The 15,144-nt window shown below is 70.5% G+C and carries 14 protein-coding genes and 1 tRNA gene; 11 read left to right on the top strand and 4 right to left on the bottom strand.

Annotation, left to right across the window (positions count from 1 at the left end):
• The first annotated feature begins 29 nt into the window (after positions 1–29).
• Both ABLE88_RS14095 and ABLE88_RS14100 read left to right on the top strand, forming a co-directional pair.
• The gene (locus ABLE88_RS14095) at positions 30–3,323 is read left to right on the top strand and encodes an efflux RND transporter permease subunit (RefSeq protein WP_348832560.1); all 3,294 of its coding nucleotides are present in this window, start codon (positions 30–32) and stop codon (positions 3,321–3,323) included.
• A 42-nt stretch (positions 3,324–3,365) separates the two neighbouring features.
• Positions 3,366–3,441, top strand: a tRNA-Ala gene (locus ABLE88_RS14100).
• Between the two features lie 173 nt (positions 3,442–3,614).
• Here the strand turns inward: ABLE88_RS14100 and ABLE88_RS14105 are convergent.
• The 4 genes from ABLE88_RS14105 to ABLE88_RS14120 all read right to left on the bottom strand — a co-directional run bounded on the left by ABLE88_RS14105 (position 3,615) and on the right by ABLE88_RS14120 (position 6,231).
• Positions 3,615–3,914, bottom strand: a complete 300-nt coding sequence (locus ABLE88_RS14105; RefSeq protein ID WP_348832324.1) for a hypothetical protein — start codon at positions 3,912–3,914, stop codon at positions 3,615–3,617.
• 223 nt (positions 3,915–4,137) lie between these two features.
• Positions 4,138–5,097, bottom strand: a complete 960-nt coding sequence (locus tag ABLE88_RS14110; protein WP_348832325.1) for a CobW family GTP-binding protein — start codon at positions 5,095–5,097, stop codon at positions 4,138–4,140.
• The gene (locus ABLE88_RS14115; protein WP_348832326.1) at positions 5,090–5,431 is read right to left on the bottom strand and encodes a hypothetical protein; all 342 of its coding nucleotides are present in this window, start codon (positions 5,429–5,431) and stop codon (positions 5,090–5,092) included. The genes ABLE88_RS14110 and ABLE88_RS14115 overlap by 8 nt, the downstream gene beginning before the upstream one ends.
• Positions 5,432–5,454: 23 nt before the next feature.
• Positions 5,455–6,231, bottom strand: a complete 777-nt coding sequence (locus tag ABLE88_RS14120; protein WP_348832327.1) for a GntR family transcriptional regulator — start codon at positions 6,229–6,231, stop codon at positions 5,455–5,457.
• 129 nt (positions 6,232–6,360) lie between these two features.
• On the opposite strand from ABLE88_RS14120, the gene ABLE88_RS14125 reads away from it, so the two are divergent.
• The 9 genes from ABLE88_RS14125 (at position 6,361) to ABLE88_RS14165 (ending at position 15,034) form a co-directional block, all read left to right on the top strand.
• Positions 6,361–7,233 (top strand): branched-chain amino acid ABC transporter permease, encoded by an 873-nt coding sequence (locus ABLE88_RS14125; RefSeq protein ID WP_348832328.1) that lies wholly within the window; start codon positions 6,361–6,363, stop codon positions 7,231–7,233.
• The gene (locus ABLE88_RS14130; protein ID WP_348832329.1) at positions 7,230–8,201 is read left to right on the top strand and encodes a branched-chain amino acid ABC transporter permease; all 972 of its coding nucleotides are present in this window, start codon (positions 7,230–7,232) and stop codon (positions 8,199–8,201) included. The genes ABLE88_RS14125 and ABLE88_RS14130 overlap by 4 nt, the downstream gene beginning before the upstream one ends.
• Entirely contained in the window at positions 8,188–8,982 is a 795-nt protein-coding gene (locus ABLE88_RS14135; protein WP_348832330.1) for an ABC transporter ATP-binding protein, read from the top strand. Before ABLE88_RS14130 ends, ABLE88_RS14135 begins: the two co-directional genes overlap by 14 nt.
• Positions 8,979–9,710, top strand: a complete 732-nt coding sequence (locus ABLE88_RS14140) for an ABC transporter ATP-binding protein (protein ID WP_348832331.1) — start codon at positions 8,979–8,981, stop codon at positions 9,708–9,710. The genes ABLE88_RS14135 and ABLE88_RS14140 overlap by 4 nt, the downstream gene beginning before the upstream one ends.
• Positions 9,711–9,729: 19 nt before the next feature.
• The gene (locus ABLE88_RS14145; protein ID WP_348832332.1) at positions 9,730–11,121 is read left to right on the top strand and encodes a dihydroorotase; all 1,392 of its coding nucleotides are present in this window, start codon (positions 9,730–9,732) and stop codon (positions 11,119–11,121) included.
• A 47-nt stretch (positions 11,122–11,168) separates the two neighbouring features.
• Positions 11,169–12,392, top strand: coding sequence for an amino acid ABC transporter substrate-binding protein (locus tag ABLE88_RS14150; RefSeq protein ID WP_348832333.1), 1,224 nt, complete (start codon positions 11,169–11,171; stop codon positions 12,390–12,392).
• The gene (locus tag ABLE88_RS14155; RefSeq protein ID WP_348832334.1) at positions 12,389–13,360 is read left to right on the top strand and encodes an amidohydrolase family protein; all 972 of its coding nucleotides are present in this window, start codon (positions 12,389–12,391) and stop codon (positions 13,358–13,360) included. The genes ABLE88_RS14150 and ABLE88_RS14155 overlap by 4 nt, the downstream gene beginning before the upstream one ends.
• 194 nt (positions 13,361–13,554) lie before the next feature.
• Positions 13,555–14,478: a cation diffusion facilitator family transporter gene (locus ABLE88_RS14160; protein ID WP_348832335.1), complete on the top strand. Its 924-nt coding sequence runs from the start codon at positions 13,555–13,557 to the stop codon at positions 14,476–14,478.
• A gap of 49 nt (positions 14,479–14,527) precedes the next feature.
• Positions 14,528–15,034: a peptide deformylase gene (locus ABLE88_RS14165; RefSeq protein WP_348832336.1), complete on the top strand. Its 507-nt coding sequence runs from the start codon at positions 14,528–14,530 to the stop codon at positions 15,032–15,034.
• Positions 15,035–15,144 lie beyond the last annotated feature (110 nt).

The raw sequence follows: 15,144 nt of genomic DNA on the forward strand, positions 1-15,144 counted from the left end.
AGCCGTCCGCCCCCGAGGGCGCGCGCCCGGTGCGCCTCGGCATCGCCGGCGCCCTGACGCGCACCTTCATCGCCTCGCCGCTGACGCCGCTGCTGCTGATCGCCGCCTTCGCCTTCGGCCTGATCGCCCTCGTCACGCTGCCGCGCGAGGAGGAGCCGCAGATCTCCGTGCCCATGGTGGACATCCATGTGGAGGCCAACGGCCTCAAGGCGGAGGATGCGGTCAAGCTGGTCACCGAGCCGCTGGAGACCATCGTCAAGAGCATCGACGGCGTCGAGCACGTCTACTCCACCACCGCCGACGACGGGGTGCTCGTCACCGCCCGCTTCCTCACCGGCACCAGCCCGGACGCGGCGATCCTGCGCGTGCACGAGAAGCTGCGCGCCAATCTCGACCGCCTGCCGGTGGGTATCCCCGAGCCGCTGATCGTCGGGCGCTCCATCGACGACGTGGCGATCCTGGTGGTGACGCTGGCGCCGCGCGCCGACCTCGCCCCCGAGGTGGCGCCCCGCTGGACCGCCAACGACCTCACCCGGCTCGCGCGCGAACTCCAGGTGGAGATCGCCAAGCTCCCGGACATCGGCCTCACCTACATCGTCGGCGCGCAGCCGGAGGAGATCCGCGTCGCGCCGGACCCGGAGAAGCTGTCGCTCTACGGCATCACGCTCGCCCAGCTGGCCGCCAAGATCGAGGGCGCCAACCGCTCCTTCCAGGCCGGCTACGTGCGCGAGAAGGGCCAGCAGCGCACGCTGGTGGCCGGCCAGACGCTGCAGTCGGCCGGCGAGATCGGCAACCTCCTGATCACCGCCCGCGACGCCCGGCCGGTCTATGTGCGCGACGTGGCCGCCGTCTCGCTCGCCGCCGAGCCCGAGGAGACCCGCGTGTTCGACGTGACGCGGGTGAAGGACGGCCTCGCACGCCGGCCCGCGGTCTCGCTCGCCATCGCCAAGCGCGCCGGCACCAATGCGGTGGTGATCGCGGACGAGGTACTGCACCGTCTCGAGGCGGTGCGCGGCCAGTGGCTGCCGCAGGACGTTTCCCTCACGGTCACCCGCAATTACGGCGAGAGCGCCAACGAGAAGGCCAACGAGCTGCTGCTGCATCTCGGCCTCGCCACCGTCTCCATCGTGGTGCTGGTGGGCTTTTCCATCGGCTGGCGCGAGGCGCTGGTGGTGGCGGTGGTGATCCCCACCACCATCCTGCTCACCCTCTTCGCCTCCCGCCTCATGGGCTACACGCTGAACCGCGTGAGCCTGTTCGCGCTCATCTTCTCCATCGGCATCCTGGTGGACGACGCCATCGTCGTGATCGAGAACATCGCCCGCCACTGGGCCATGAAGGACGGCCGCCCGCGCGCCCAGGCGGCGATCGAGGCGGTGGCCGAGGTGGGCAACCCCACCATCGTCGCGACGCTGACCGTGGTGGCGGCGCTCCTGCCCATGCTGTTCGTGTCCGGCATGATGGGGCCCTATATGAGCCCGATCCCGGCCAACGCCTCGGCCGCCATGGTGTTCTCCTTCTTCGTCGCGGTGATGCTGACCCCGTGGCTGATGATGAAGGTGGCGGGCTCCGCCAAGGCGGTGGCGCACCAGCACGAGGCGGCGGGCGGCGGCGCGCTCGGACGGCTTTACGTGAAGGTGGCCGCGCCCATCCTCGCCTCGCGGGCGCGGTCGCTCGCCTTCCTGCTGGCGGTGGGCGTGGTGACGCTCGCCTCGCTGGGGCTCGTCTATACCCGCCACGTGACGGTGAAGCTGCTGCCGTTCGACAACAAGACCGAGCTGAACGTGGTCCTCGACATGCCCCAGGGCACCTCGGTGGAGGAGACCAACCGGGTGCTCCAGCAGATGGTGGACCTGATGGCGCCGGTCCCCGAGGTGGTGTCGTTCCAGACCTATGCCGGCACCGCCTCGCCGTTCAACTTCAACGGCCTGGTGCGCCATTCCTATCTGCGCGCGACGCCGCGCCAGGGCGACATCGCGGTCAATCTCGCGCCCAAAGGCGCGCGCAGCCGCGCCAGCCACGACATCGCGCTCGATCTGCGCGCGCGGCTGAGGGCGGTGCCGCTGCCGCCCGGCAGCGCGCTGAAGGTCGTCGAGCCGCCGCCCGGCCCGCCGGTTCTGGCGACGCTGCTCGCCGAGATCTACGGCCCCGATCCGGACACCCGCCGCGCGGTGGCGCGCAAGGTGCGCCAGGCATTCGAGAGCGTGCCCTTCATCGTCGACGTGGACGACAGCTTCGGCACCACGGCCGAGCGCGTGCGGCTGTCCATCGACCAGGACAATCTCGAATTCTACAAAGTGGAGCAGGCCGACGTCTACGACGCCATCCGCACCTTCTTCGGCGGCCAGACGGTGGGCTATTCCCATCGCGGCGAGGGCCGCGCGCCGATCCCCATCCGGCTTGCCTTGTCGAAGGCCGACAAGGCGGCCGACGCGCGCACCCTGTCGACCCCGGTGCCGGCCAACGCTCTGCCCGGCGGGCGCGGCGTGGTGGAGCTCGGCGACGTGGTGAGCGTGACGCGCGAGCCCTCCTCCTTCCCCATCTTCCGCCACAACGGGCGCGCCGCCGAGATGGTGAGCGCGGACCTGGCCGGCGCCTACGAGGCGCCGGTCTACGGCATGATCGCGGTCACCGAGGCGCTGGACGCCATGGACTTCGGCCATCTGCCGAGGCCGGAGATCGCGCTGCACGGCCAGCCGGCGGACGAGAGCCGGCCGACGCTGCTGTGGGACGGGGAATGGGAGGTGACCTGGATCACCTTCCGCGACATGGGCGCGGCGTTCGGCGTCGCCATCCTCGGCATCTACATCCTGGTGGTGGCGCAGTTCGGCTCGTTCAAGCTGCCGCTGGTGATCCTGACGCCGATCCCGCTCACCTTCATCGGCATCATGGCGGGGCACTGGCTGTTTGCCGCGCCGTTCTCGGCCACCTCGATGATCGGCTTCATCGCGCTCGCCGGCATCATCGTGCGCAACTCGATCCTGCTGGTGGACTTCATCCGCCACGCCCAGGCGGCGCCGGGCGGGAGCGAGCGGCCGCTGGTCGACGTGCTGCTGGAGGCCGGGGCGATCCGCTTCAAGCCGATCCTGCTCACCGCGCTCGCGGCCATGATCGGCGCGGCGGTGATCCTCACCGACCCGATCTTCCAGGGGCTCGCCATCTCGCTCCTGTTCGGGCTCGCCTCGTCCACCGCGCTGACGGTGCTCGTCATCCCGGCCATCTATGTGGTGCTGCGGGGCGGGCGGGGCGGGCCGGCGGACGGCGGGGCGGGGGCCGGCGAGGGGCCTGTTCACGGACCCCGGGAAGGCCTTGAGCGCGCTTGACACGTGGGGGAGGCGCCCGGTAAATGGCGCCTCCCATGGTTCGGGGCCGTAGCTCAGATGGGAGAGCGCTGCAATCGCACTGCAGAGGTCAGGGGTTCGATTCCCCTCGGCTCCACCACGACAACTTCCGCGACATTCCGACGACAGGCGCCGCGCGCGGCTGGAGCGCGCTCCAAGGAGCCCGCCGCGGTTCCTTCTGGTCGGCCGATCGGCCTCCAAATTGCTGAACAGAGACGGATTCCCCGCCCTCAGCTGACCGCCTGAGCCATTCGCCCCCTGCGGATCGCGCCTCTACCGCACCCAATGGCCGGGCACGAACGACCATTCGCCGCGCCGCAGGACCCAGCGCGGGCCGACGAAGCGCAAGCCCGGGCGGTCGCGCACCCAGTCGCCCTGCTCCCAGACGTAGCGCCGCTGGCGGCTGCTCCAGCGCCAGTGGCCCGGCACGAAGACATAGCCGGGACGCGGCGCCGGCCGCGCCTCGCGGCGCGGCGCCGGGGGCTGGTTGAGGGAGGGGGCGGTCGGGCGCTGGCTCGGCGGCCGCCACTGCTGCGCCGCGGCGGGACCGAGCGCGAGCGCCGCGGCCGACACGGACGGAAGGCCGGCAAGCGCGAGACGCAGCAGGCGACGACGGGAAATCGCGGCAGGACCTCTCCCACAGATCAAGGCCCGGTTCCAGCATTGCCGCATTGGGGCGGACTGACGGCCGCGCGCCGGTCGCGCGCCCAGGGCGCAAGAGCCTTCGGCCGGGGCGGCCGGCCGCCGGACCACGCCGGACCGGCGCGGACCGGGCGCTCCCGCCGCGGCGGCGTGGTCAGGCGGCCAGCAGGCGGAAGGCGCGGGCGAGGCTGCGCTCGATGTCGGGCTTGCGGATGCCCGCGGCGATGAACACCAGGAATGACGGCCCGCCGTCGCCGCCGGAAATGTGGGTCGGCGGGTGCATCACGTGCTGCACGCCGTGGATGGCGAGCGGCTGGTCGGAGGAGGTGGTGCGCAAGAGGCCCTTCACCCTCAGGATCCGGTCGCCATGGGCATGCAGCAGCGCCGAGAGCCACAGCGTGAAGGCCGGCCAGTCCACCCGGCCCTCCATCGGCACGGTGAAGGCGGCGACGTCGGCCGCGTGCGCCGGCGCCTCCGCCAGGAAGGGCGACGGCGGGGCGGCGAAGCTCTCGGCGCCGCCGAGCACGTCGCGGGCGCGGAAATCCTCGTTCTGGGTGTCGAGGATGCGGGCGTCGGGCGTGATGTCGCGGAGCGCCGCCTCGAGCGCCGCGCGCGGTTCGGCGGCGCGCAGGTCGCCCTTGGTGAGCAACACGGTATCGGCGATGGCGACCTGGCGGCGCGCCTCGGCCCGGCGCTCCAGGTTGCGCACGCCCGCCACCGCGTCCACCACCGCCACCACGGAGGCGAGCCGCACATGGGCCTTCAGCCACGGGTCGCGCGCCAGCGTCGCGATCACCGGGGCCGGGTCGGCGAGGCCCGAGGTCTCGAGGATGGCGCGGCGCAGGCCGCCCTTGGTCTTCGCCAGGCGCACCAGCTCGTGCAGGGCTTTCGCCACGTCGGCGCGGCGCGCGCAGCACAGGCAGCCGCCGTCGATCAGCTCGACCGCCTCGCGCGCGTGCACCAGCAGCCGGTGATCCACCCCGGCCTCGCCGAACTCGTTGACCACGAGGCCGGAATCGGCCCCCTCGGGGGTCTCCACGAAGCGGCGGATGAGGGTGGTCTTGCCGCTGCCGAGGAAGCCGGTGACGACGATCAGAGGCAGCCGCTCATCCATGCGCCGCCTCCTTCGCCGCCGGCGCGGGGCCGAAGAAGCCGTCGGCCAGCGGATCGATCCTGAAGCCGGACAGGCCCTCGGCGACCGGCCACACGTCGCCGAGCGCCGGCGCGATGCGGGTGCGCCCGCGCGCGTCGCTCAGGGCCAGCGCCTCGCCGTCCCAGTCCTCGCAGCACAGGCCGAGCGGCGCCAGGAGCGCGTTGAGCATGGCGATGCGCCGCTTGCGCTCCGCCCGGTAGTGCAGGATGTCGGCGAACGGAAAGCGGGTGTCGCGCTGGCGGGCGAAATCGCTCCAGTGCTCCCCGGCGCCGAAGATCGCGCAAACTTCGCACATGGCGGCAATTCCTCTCGTCGGTCTCAGCCGATGCTGTCCGGCACCCCGCCGAGCGGCAGCTCCATCTCCGAGAGCATGCTCTGGGTGAGGCATTCGGAGACCCGCTTGCGGGCGAGCCCGGCATGGGAGCTGCCCAAGGCGTCGGCGCGGTCGCCGTCGCGGGCGCGGATCGCCTCCACCATCTCGCGATGCTCGCGGATGATGTTGCCCACATGCGAGCGGTAGGCCTCCTCGGTCGCGAAGCAGTCATAGGTCATGGCGAGCCGCGATATCCGCAGGTTGGTGGTGAGCAGCTGGAGGTAGAAGCGCTCGATCACGGTGTTGCGGCAGCAGGCGGCGATGGCGGCGTGGAAGCGCCAGTTGATCTCCAGCATGGCATCGGACTCGCGGCCGCGCGCCGCCTTCTCGAAGGCGGCGCACTCGGCCTCGATCTGCGCGATCTGCGCCTCGGTGCGGCGCAATGCGGCCCAGCGGGTGACGAGGCGCTGGGACAGGTCGAACGCCTCCAGGTGCTCGCGGATGTCGTTCCAGCCCATGGGCGCGACCCGGGCGCCGCGATTGGGCAGGATCTGCACCAGCCCCTCGCCGGAGAGCCGCACCAGCGCCTCGCGCAGCGGCGTGCGCGAGAGGCCGAGGCGGCTGACGAGGGCGGCCTCGTCGAGATCGCTGCCCGGCGCGAGAACGAGCGCGACGATCTCGCCGCGGATCACCTGATAGGCGAACTCGCTCGATCCCCCTTTGGAAATCCCGCCCTTCGGCAGGCCCGGCTTGGGCCGCTTGCCGCTTTCGGCGCCATCCATGCGTTTTCTTTGTGCGCTGCGTTCTGACATGAGCTGTTGCATGATTCGATTTGTTTTGCATAAATTATGTATAAATCTAGCGTGTGTCCAGACAAAAATCAAGCAGTACCAACCTTTGGGAGGTCATAAGTGCTCTGGCAAGCAACCGCCAACGGGCTGCTGCTGGGCGGCCTGTACGGCATCGCCACCATCGGCTTTTCGATGGTCTGGGGCGTGATGGGCGTGATCAACCTCGCCCATACCGCCTTCATCATGCTGGGCGCCTACACCACCTATGGCCTCTACCACTGGATGGGACTCGACCCCATCGCCTCGATCCCGATCTCCATGGCGGCCATGTTCGCGCTGGGCTACGCGCTGCAGGTGCTGGTCCTGAACCGGATCATCCGCACCAGCCTGCTCTTGTCCCTGGTGGTCACCTTCGGCTTCGAGCTGGTGATGGTGGACGCGGTCTCCCTCGCCTTCACCTCGGACGTGCGCTCGGTCAACGCCTCCTATGCGGCGAGCTCGATCGAGGTGCTCGGCGTGCTCATCCCGGTGGTGCGTCTGGTGGCGGCGGGCTTCTCGGTCGCGCTCGGCATCGCCTTCTACGGCTTCCTGCGCTTCACCCATGCGGGGCAGATGATCCTCGCCACCGCCCTCGACCGGGAGGTGGCCGCCCTGATGGGCATCAATCCCGAGCGCATCTACGCGCTCACCGCCGGGGCCGGCGCGGCGCTCGCGGGGGCGACCGGCTCGCTCGCCTCCATGCTGTTCCCCATCATGCCGGGCATGGGCGTCACCTTCCTCGGCGCGGTGTTCGTCATCACCGTGCTGGGCGGCATCGGCTCGGTGGAGGGCTGCATCGTCGCCGGCTTCATCTATGGCCTGGTGCAGGCCTGGGCCGGCTACTTCCTCGGCGCCAACTACCCGGAGATCGTCGGCTTCGGCCTGTTCCTCCTGGTGCTGGTGCTGCGCCCGCAGGGCCTGTTCGGCCGCGCCTTCTTCGGGGAGCACGCATGAGCCCGGCCCCGGCCATCGCCCCGCGCGTCCTCATCCTTGGCGCGCTCGCCGTCCTCGGCGTCGCGCTGCTGGCGGCGGCGCCGCTGGTGCTGAACAATTACTGGCTGCGGGTGCTGACCACGGTGTTCATGTACGCCATCGTCACCCAGGGGCTGAACGTCATCGTCGGCCTCGCCGGCTACCACGCCTTCGGCAATGCGGTGTTCTTCGGCTTCGGCGCCTATGCCTGCGGCGTCGCCATGACGCTCGGCGCGCCGTTCCCGCTGGCGCTGGTGGCGGCGGGGGCGTTCTCGGCTCTGGTGGCCGGGGTCATCGGCTGGCCGATCCTGCGGCTGCGCGGGCACTATTTCGCCATCGCCACGGTGGCGCTGAATCTCGCGGCGATCCAATTGGTGATCCAGGTGGGCGGCATCACCGGCGGCGCGCAGGGCCTGCCTTTGCCGCTCTCCGACCTGCCGCCGGGCCCGCTCTACCGCGCCATCTATCTGGTGATGCTGGCGGGCATGGTGGCCTCCACTTTGCTGGTCGCGTTCATCCTCACCCGGCCGTTCGGCTACGCGCTGCGGGCGATCCGCGACGGCGAGCGCGCGGCCGGCGTCATGGGCATCGACACCACCGCCACCAAGGTCGCCGCCTGGGCCATCTCCGCCGGCGTCACCGGCTTCGCCGGCGGGGTGTGGGCCTATTGGATCACCTTCATCGAGCCGGCGAGCGCGTTCGATCCCGCCATCGGCGTGAAGGCCTACATGATGCTGATCCTCGGCGGCATGGGCACGGTGATCGGCCCGGTGCTCGGCGCCTTCGTGCTGGAATTCCTGTCGACCCTGGTGTGGGGGGGCTTCCTGCAGGCGCACCAGATCGTGTTCGGGGTGCTGATCGTCGCCATCTGCCTCGTCGCGCCCAACGGCATGCTGGCCGCCGGCCGCGCCCTCCTCAAGCGCTGGAGGTCGCGCCATGGCGCTGCTTGAGGCCGAGAATCTGGAGATCCGCTTCGGCGGCGTGACGGCGCTCGCCGGCATCTCGTTCCGCGTCGAGGCGGGCGAGATCTTCGGCGTGATCGGCCCGAACGGCGCCGGCAAGACCACGCTGCTCAACGCCATCTCGGCGGTCTACGCGCTCGACGCCGGCACCATCCGCTTCGACGGGGCGGACGTGACCGGCCTCAGGCCGCACCGCCTGTCCCGGCTCGGCATCGCCCGCACGTTCCAGATCGTCCAGCCGTTCAAGGCCATGAGCGTGCGCGAGAACGTGGCGGTGGGGGCGATGTTCGGCCATGCCCGGGTGCGCCGCCGCGCCGGCTGGCTCGCCGCCGCCGACGCCGCGTTGGAGCGCACCGGCCTCACCCCCAAGGCCCATCTGATGCCGCCCCAGCTCACCCTGGCCGACCGCAAGCGCCTGGAAGTCGCCCGCGCGCTCGCCATGGGCCCGCGCATCATCCTGTTCGACGAGGTGATGGCGGGCCTCAACCACACCGAGATCGAGCGCATGATCGACCTCGTGAAGAGCCTCAAGCAGGCCGGCCTCACCGTCGTCATCATCGAGCACGTGATGAAGGCGGTGCTCGCCTTGTGCGACCGCATCATGGTGCTGAACTTCGGCGCCAAGCTCGCCGAGGGCGCGCCCGAGGACGTGGTCGGCGACCCCAAGGTGGTGGAGGCCTATCTCGGCCAGCGCTTCGCCAAAGCCCATGCCTCGGCCCACGCCTCGGCCCTCGCCTCCGCGCAGGCCGCGGCGGGAGGCGCGCCATGACCCGGCCCGCCGCCAGCCTCCTGTCCGTGCGCGGCCTCGCGGTGGCCTATGGCGACAGCCGCGTGCTGTGGGACGTGAGCTTCGAGATGGCGCCGGGCGAGATCGTCGCCTTGGTGGGCGCCAACGGCGCCGGCAAGACCACGCTGCTGCGGGCGCTCACCGGCCTGGTGCCGATCCGCGGCGGCGCCATGCGCCTTGCGGGGGAGGATCTCGCGCCGCTGAAATCCTACGAGCGCGCCCGGCGCGGCATCGCCATGGTGCCGGAAGGCCGGCGCCTGTTCGCCGGTCTCACGGTGCGCCAGAACCTCAAGCTCGGCGCCACCGCACGGGCGGACCGCACGGGCGAGGCGGACGACCTCGACGTGGTGTTTGAGCTGTTCCCCGAACTGACGCGGATGGAGGGGCGGCTCGCCGGCCTTTTGTCCGGCGGCGAGCAGCAGATGTGCGCCATCGGCCGCGCGCTGATGGCGCGGCCCCGCCTGCTCTTGATCGACGAGATGTCGCTCGGCCTCGCCCCGGTGATCGTCGAGCGCATCGCCGAGGCGGTCCGCCTCATCAACCGCGCGCGCGGCATCACCGTGCTGCTGGTGGAGCAGGACGTGGGCCTGGCGCTGGAGATCGCCAGCCGCGGCTACGTGCTCGACACCGGCCGGGTCACCATCGACGGCCCGGCGGACGACCTGCTGCGGCGCGAGGATATCCGCGCCGCCTATCTCGGCCTCAACTGACGTGTTCGGAGTGCGTGACGTGTCCCGACCCTATGACCTCGTGATCGAAAACGGCACGATCCATACGCCGTCCAGCTCCTACAGGGCGGACGTCGCGGTGCTGGACGGCAGGATCGCCGCCATCGGCGGCCCGTTCGAGGCGGCGGCCGAGCGCGTCGACGCCGCCGGGCTCGCGGTGCTGCCCGGCATCTGGCACGTGCACTGCCACTTCCGCGAGCCGGGCCACACCTACAAGGAGGACTTCGCCACCGGCACGGCGGCCGCGGCGGTGGGCGGCGTGACCATGTGCATCGACATGACCAACAACACGCCGCACCCCACCACCCTCGACGACTTCGAGATGAAGAAGGCGCTCGTCGCCCCCAAGGCCCATGTGGACTACGCGCTCTATGGCGGCGGGCTCTATCCGCGCACGGTGGCGGCGCTGGCCAAGGCCGGGGCGATCGGCATCAAGATCTTCAACACCCGCCACATCAAGGAAGTCTATCCCTACATCTCCGAATTGGGCGTGCTCGACCACGGCATCCTTTACGAGCTCTACGAGGCGACCCGCGACATGGGCCTTGTCGCCGCGGTGCACCACGACGATCCCGAATGGTGCAAGCGCCTCACCTTCCGCGACTATATCGACAAGGGCCGCGCGGACGCCATGGCCTATCACGAGAGCTTCGCCAAGGGCTACATGTACGGCCACGGCATGGTGGCTGGCCTTGCCGCCTCGCTCTATTACGCCCGCGTCTGCGGCGTGAAGCTCCACGTGCTGCATCTCGGCGTCATGCCCAAGGGCGCCAACGAGATGATCCACCACGCCAAATACGACCTCGGCCAGGACGTGTCGTGCGAGCTCGAGCTCGGCACCTTGTTCATGGACCGCGCGCAGATGGAGAAGGTCGGCCCGCGCACCTACAACTGGGCCTATGACCCCGAGGCCGGCTGGGCCGCGATCAAGGACGGCACCGCCGACATGATCGTGCTGGAGCACGCGCCGCACTCCAAGGAGGACGTGGAGCCGGGCTGGCAGGACCTGTTCTCGGTGCCGCTCGGCGTCACCGGGGCGCAGGAATACATCCCGCTCTTGATGAACGCGGTGAATGACGGCCGGCTCTCGCTCAACGACGTGGCGCGCCTCGCCTGCGAGGCGCCGGCCCGGCGCTTCGGCATCTTCCCGAAAAAGGGCGTGATCCAGCCCGGCGCGGACGCCGACTTCACCCTCATCGACATGGCGCGCGAGGGCACCTTCCGCAACGCGGACATGCTCTCGAAGACCGGATATTCGAGCTGGGAGGGCATGCGCACCAAGGGCGCCGCCACCCACACCATCGTCCGCGGCACGATCGTCGCGAAGGACGGAAAGCTGCGCGCATCGCCGGGCTTCGGAAAGTTCGTCCCCGGCACCGCCGCGGCAGGCTGAGATCACCACGAGCACAACGACCTTCCGGGAACCATGAGGAGCGTGTCATGCACAGGAGACATCTCGTGAAGGGCTGGGCGGCCCTCGGCATCGCCGCAGTTGCCGCCACCCTTCTCTCCGCCGGCCCCGCCGGCGCGCAGGACAAGATCAAGATCGGCGCGGCGGTCAGCCTCACCGGCACCTTCGCCCGCGAGGGCAACCTTTTGAAGAACGGCTATCTCTATTGGGAGAAGCTGGTGAATTCCGGCGGCGGCATCAAGGTCGGCGACAAGAAGATCCCCGTCGAGGTGGTCTATTACGACGACGAGAGCAAGCCGCAGACCTCCGCCCGGCTCACCGAGAAGCTGATCACCGAGGATGGCGTGAGCTTCATCCTCGGGCCGTACTCCTCGGGCATCGCCACCGCCACGGCGGCGATCAGCGAGAAGTACAAGGTCATCACCATGACCCCCATGGCGACGGCCGACAGCCTCTACCAGCGGGGCTACAAATACATCTTCTGCCCGGCCCCGCTCGCCTCCACCACCCTCGACCCGATGCTGGCGCTGCTGAAGACGGTGCCGAACCCGCCCCAGACCATCGCCATCGCCGGCCCCGACGACCTGTTCCCCAACGTGTTCGCCGGCGCCGCCCTCAAGAAGGCGGAGGCCGAGGGCCTGAAGGTGGTCTACACCACCAAGTATCCCAAGGGCTCGGCCGACCTCTCCACCGTCGCCACGGCGGTGAAGGAGAGCAGTCCCGACGTGCTGATCCTCACCGGCTACGTGCAGGACTCGATCCTGCTCATCAAGACGCTGCAGACCCTCAAGGTGAACCCCAAGCTGATCGGCTTCGCCTTCGCGGTCGGCATCCCCGACTTCCTGAGCGCGCTCGGCCCGGCGGCCGAGGACCTGTTCGGGGTGCAGATCTGGGACCCGGTGCTCACCTATAAGGGCCCGGTGGTCGCCGACAGCGCCACCTATGTGGACACCTTCAAGAAGCAGTTCAACGGCGAGGCGCCCACCTACATCACCGCGGCCGGCACGGCGGGCGCGCTGGTGCTCCAGCTCGCCATCGAGAAGGCCGCCAGCACCGACCCGGTGAAGGTGCGCGAGGCCATGCTCCAGCTCGACACGAACACCTTCTTCGGACCCGTCAAGTTCAACGATGCGGGCGTGGACGTGAAGGCCTCCGCCGTGGTGGCGCAGGTGCAAAGCGGCAAGGCCGTGCCGGTCTACCCCAAGGCGATCGCGACCGCGCCGGTGGTCTATCCGCGCAAGCCGTTCCCGTGATCGTCGACGTCCACGCCCATTGCCTCTCGCGCGATTTCCTCCGGGAGCTCGCGCGGGAGCGGGCGTTCGGCATCGAGACCTGCCCCGAGGGGTTCGGCTTCGCCGGCTACGGCCCGCTCGATCCGCTGCTGTTCGACATGGCGGGGCGGCTCGAGAGCCTGGAACGCCGCGACATCTGCCTGCAGCTCGTCTCGCCGCCGCCGCGCATCGTCTCCCACGCCGGCTGGGCGGCGGACGTCGCCTTCGCCCGCCGCCTCAACGCCCAGACCCAGGCGACGGTGCGCGACGGCGCGGGCCGGCTCGGCGGCCTCGCGGTGCCGCCCATCGCCAGCCCGGCGCATTGCGCCGACGAGATCCGGCGCGCGCTGGACGCGGGCCATGTGGGGATCGCGCTGCCCACCTCGGCGGCCGGCCGGCCGCTGGACGAGCCCGCCTTCGCGCCGCTATGGGCCGAATGCGCGCGGCAGGGCTGCATCGTCTTCATGCACCCCACCACCGGTGTCGCGCGGGAGGCGTTCGCCAGCTACACCATGCTGCAATTGGTGGGCTGGCCCTCCGAGACCGCCTTGTGCGTGGCACGGCTGATCTTCGCCGGGGTGTTCGAGCGCCATCCCGAGCTGAAGCTGGTGCTGGCCCATGGCGGCGGCACCCTCGCCATGCTCGCCGGCCGGCTCGACCTCGCTTACGAGGCGCCGCGCTTTGAGGCCAACCCCGCCTGCCGCGCCCACATCAGCCGGCCGCCCAGCACCTATCTGCGCGACATCTTCTACGACACCGTGGTGGCGCACCCGGACGCGCTCGACTTCCTGCTGAAGCTGGTGGGGCCAGAGCAAGTGGTGTTCGGCACCGACTTTCCGTTCGAGATCGGCGACGCGGAGGGCGCCAAGGCGCTCGCCGCGCTGGCGCGCCAGCCGGACGACGTGCGCCGCATCGTGCTCGCCAACGGGGCACGCCTGCTCGGCGCGTGAGGCGCGCGGCGGCCGCGCCAAACGGCCGGCGCCATCGCCCGGCGCGCTTGGCTCATTGGTGTTGGCTCATTGGTCTTGGCCCATTGGTGTTGGCTCATTGGTCTTGGCTCATTGGTCTTGGCCCGCGCGATGGGCTAAGGGACCATTGACGGCCCCAGGACCGTGCGGGTGGGGCGGCGAGGCACGGTGAGGTCATGAGCGAGCAAAGCGTGCTGCGCATCTCCATCGCCGTCACGCTGGTGCTGGCGGCGCTGGGCATCGTCTTCGGCCTGCTGTCGGGCTCCTACGCCATCGTCTTCGACGGCGTCTATGCGCTCACCGACGCGAGCATGACCGTGCTCGCGCTCCTGGTCGCCAATCTGATCGCCACCGCGTCCGCGCCGGGCGCCGTCGCCACCCGCTTCACGGCGCAGTTCACCATGGGCTTCTGGCATCTGGAGCCCATGGTGCTGGGGCTCAACGGCATCATGCTCATGGGCGCCTCCATCTACGCGCTCATCAACGCCATCGGCAGCCTGATGAGCGGCGGGCGGGCGCTCGATTTCGACCAGGCGATCCTCTATGCGGTGGTGACCGTCGCCATCGCGCTCGCCATGGCGCTGTTCGCGAGCCGCGCCAACCGCTCCATCAAGTCCGACTTCCTCGCCCTCGACGCCAAAGCGTGGCTGATGTCCGCCGCCCTCACCGCCGCGCTGCTGGTCGCCTTCGTCGCCGGCGCCCTGGTGCAGGGCACGCGCTTGGCCTGGATCTCGCCTTATATCGATCCCGCGGCGCTGGCGGCGGTCTGCCTGGTCCTGATCCCGCTGCCGTTCGGCACCGTGAAGCGGGCGCTCGCCGACATCCTCCTGGTCACGCCGCCGGCGCTGAAGCAGCACGTGGACGCGGTCGCCCGCGCGGTCATGGCGCGCCACGGCTTCGTCTCGTTCCGCGCCTATGTCGCGCGGGTGGGGCGCGGACGGCAGATCGAGCTTTACTTCATCGTGCCCGGCGGCTGGCCGCCCAAGCCGCTGGAGGCCTGGGACAAGATCCGCGACGAGATCGGCGCCGCCATCGGCGACGACAATCCGGACCGCTGGCTCACCATCGTCTTCACCACCGACCCGGAATGGGCCGATTGAGCCGCCGCCGGGACGCCCGGACTGCGCGCGAGCGAGGAGGCCGGCCACCATGGCGGTGCGCGAGATCGTCCAGTTCCCCGACCTCCGGCTGCGCCAGCCGGCGCAGGCCGTGACGGTCTTCGACGCCGCGCTCGCCGCGCTCGCGGCCGACCTCCTCGACACCCTGCGCGCCGCGCCGGGCATCGGCATCACGGCGCCGCACATCGGCATCGGCCGGCGCGTGGTGGTGCTGGAGCTTTCGGCGCAGGAGGGGGCGCGGACTTACGTCAATCCCACCATCGTGTGGGCCGCGCCGGAGCCGTTCCGGCATCTGGAGGGCAGCGTGTCCATGCCCGGCATCACCGAGGAGATCGCGCGTCCGGCGCGGGTGCGGGTGCGATACCAGGATCTTTCCGGGGCCGTGCACGAGGAGGCGGCCGAAGGCCTGCGGGCGGTCTGCCACCAGCACGAGATCGACCAGCTCGACGGCGTCTTCTGGCTCCAGAAGCTCTCGCGCCTGAAGCGCGAGCGCGCGATCCGGCGGTTCGAGAAGGCCCGGCGCGTCCCGCCGGCGTGACGGCCGGCGCGCGCGATCCAAATCCCATCCCGAGACGGGGCGCCCCCGCGCCGCGCCGGGCCCGGGCCCGGCGCGCAATTGACACGCCAGCGTCGATCTGCCAATTTTTC

Origin of the sequence: Xanthobacter luteus, assembly GCF_040049235.1 — a bacterium.
In the GTDB taxonomy this organism is placed as follows: Bacteria; Pseudomonadota; Alphaproteobacteria; order Rhizobiales; family Xanthobacteraceae; genus Xanthobacter.